The following is a 2,231-nucleotide window of genomic DNA, read 5'->3' as shown; positions in this document are numbered from 1 at the left end:
TTGTGCATCACTCGACGATCTTCGAACTCAATGTCGAAAGCTACCGCCGCCGCAAGGCCGGCGACAAACAGAATGCACGGCGGCGTCAATTACACGACGACAACCCTAGCAATCCGTTCAGCGGCCAGTTGCCTGACGACGGCAACGTTGCGCAGTAACGATGAGCGTCAACTACACGATCACGCAACGACAACTACGAAGGAGCAACGTCAAATATGACCTGATACCGAACGACAACTACCCCGTTGACCGGCCAAAATAGTTGTCGCTGACCGGCCGTGCTGCTTGACGCTCTCTACCCTCGTCGATTTGAACCAGCGCGTCCTCAACAAGGCGTGCACCGTGTTCCGTTGCTGCCATCTCGAGCGGCGTTTTCCCGGCAAATCGCTCCTTGCCGTCGCGAAGCCAGTTCATGGCTTTTTCCTGGCTTCCAGACACCGTCTCGGTCTGTGCAACTATCCTCGCGAGACGAATAGCCTTGTCGGACTCATCAGTTGAGGGGCGCTCGCCCTTCTGGCGGAGATGCAAGAGCGTTCGGCGAGGAATGGTAAAAAGGTGCTCTTCGGCCTTCAGACCATGCTCCCCGAGACGGTCAAGCACCTCCACGCCGATGCGCTGTGTCGCCAGCGCGGCAAGATCATTATCGGATCGGATAGTTGCCTGGAGCAAACTTCCCAGAAGCGAGAATTCGGTATGCCGCGGGTTGAAGCGTCCAGTGGGACGATACTCAACGGTAGTCATGGACCCTCCAGGCAAAATGCCCAATCGCCATGGGTATGTTTTCACAGATTGTGCCTGCCTGTTGTAGCGGTCCGCGCCGCGCAAATCGCGTGCGACCCATCTACTACGGCGAATCCGCTCCCCGCAGCCAGTCACAGCTGGCCGGCGCGCGTCGACCGGCAGTGATTCGAGGAGTCCAGGCGTACGTCCCCGGTCGTAAGGCAGCGAACCCAAAAAGGGCCCACTCCTGTCCAGTGAAAATTGTCGTCTCCCGGTACACGAACGGAAGATGCAGCGGAAAAAATTTCAACGCAGCGTTGTTGCCCTCCGCAGCACCTCCCGCTCCATCGCGTCCCGGGGGCACTCCGGAGTTCCTTAATACGGCCCGTCAGGAAGCATCCGCTTTGCCGCAATCGCTTGAGAAGCGATCTTCCGGCCGGCTCGTCAACCCCGGAAGGATGCAGTCTTCGTTCAGGTCAGCATCAGGCAATGCGGGCATGCAGTTCGACGTGCGCTGCCGTGGCACGAACGATTTCGCGCGCCCCACGACCCGGATTGGGCATGTTTTCCACGATCACAAGCCCGGCATCACGCAGAACATCCACATCGCGCTTAACAGCGCTCCGGTCACGATGCAGGCGCCTCGCGATTGCAGACACCGAAGCCGGCTCAGCTTTCACGGTTCGAAATACCCCGAGGCGTGCCCGCGTCAAAACCTGCATAAGATCTTCCGGGTCCTCGAACTCGACACTGAATGTCTCGGCGATGGACTCTCCCCGATCCGCTGCGCGGGCGATATGCCTGCCTTGCGCAAAGAAATCGTCAGGCGTCCCAAGTCCGATACGCAATTTCTTCATGCACATCTCCCAAAGTCGATCCAAGGCTTTTCAAAAAAACCTCAATGGTCAAGCCGACGAGAGCACACGATGGGGCACGACGTCGACCTGCCGCGCAGTTCCGGCCCGATACTATTCTCCCTCCGATTCCTACCGGTGCAACTCGCGACTCTTCAAAGTTACAGTTCACCCGCTCACTGACAACGCATTCGCACAGGCGCATGTCCTTCTTCGCTGCTCTGTCCCTTTCTCGCATCAGGATCAGTTTTAGCCCGCTACTCGGCTGGGCTCGGGCATCAGCGTGCCCGTACAACGGGATGGACTAGCCGTGAGTTCGGCAGTGTCTTTAAAAAGTCAGTCTTCCAGTGGCCTGCTCATAGAGGTGGCCGCGCAAAATCGGACAGCGGGATAAGTGGAACGACCGGGGCCTGAGCCAGCGATAATGCAGGCAAAGGAACCGAGAAAATGACGAAACGAACCCGACGCACGCACTCAGCGGCGTTCAAAGCGAAAGTGGCCCTGGCGGCAGTCAAGGGCGAGCGCACGCTCGCCGAACTGGCGCAGCAGTTCGATGTGCATCCGAACCAGATCACGGAATGGAAGCGGCAGTTGCAGGAGCGCGCGGCCGACGTGTTCGGTGCGGCCGGCCCGGTGTCGAGCGAGCCACCGGTAGAC

3 protein-coding genes are annotated in these 2,231 nt (G+C 59.0%); 1 reads left to right on the top strand and 2 read right to left on the bottom strand.

Annotation, left to right across the window (positions count from 1 at the left end):
- Positions 1–237: 237 nt before the first annotated feature.
- Positions 238–741, bottom strand: a complete 504-nt coding sequence (locus tag E1N52_RS43485) for an antitoxin Xre/MbcA/ParS toxin-binding domain-containing protein (protein WP_133191236.1) — start codon at positions 739–741, stop codon at positions 238–240.
- A gap of 461 nt (positions 742–1,202) precedes the next feature.
- Positions 1,203–1,577, bottom strand: a complete 375-nt coding sequence (locus tag E1N52_RS43480; RefSeq protein WP_028209044.1) for an HVO_A0114 family putative DNA-binding protein — start codon at positions 1,575–1,577, stop codon at positions 1,203–1,205.
- 444 nt (positions 1,578–2,021) lie between these two features.
- Between E1N52_RS43480 and E1N52_RS43475 the strand changes: the two genes are divergently transcribed.
- Positions 2,022–2,231 (top strand): transposase (locus E1N52_RS43475; protein WP_133185892.1); only part of this gene is annotated, 210 nt, incomplete at its 3' end.

Origin of the sequence: Paraburkholderia guartelaensis (assembly GCF_004353905.1) — a bacterium.
Taxonomy (GTDB): Bacteria; Pseudomonadota; Gammaproteobacteria; order Burkholderiales; family Burkholderiaceae; genus Paraburkholderia; species Paraburkholderia guartelaensis.
The sequence above is the reverse complement of the archived record's forward strand: the minus strand, read 5'-3'. Positions and strand labels throughout refer to the sequence as shown.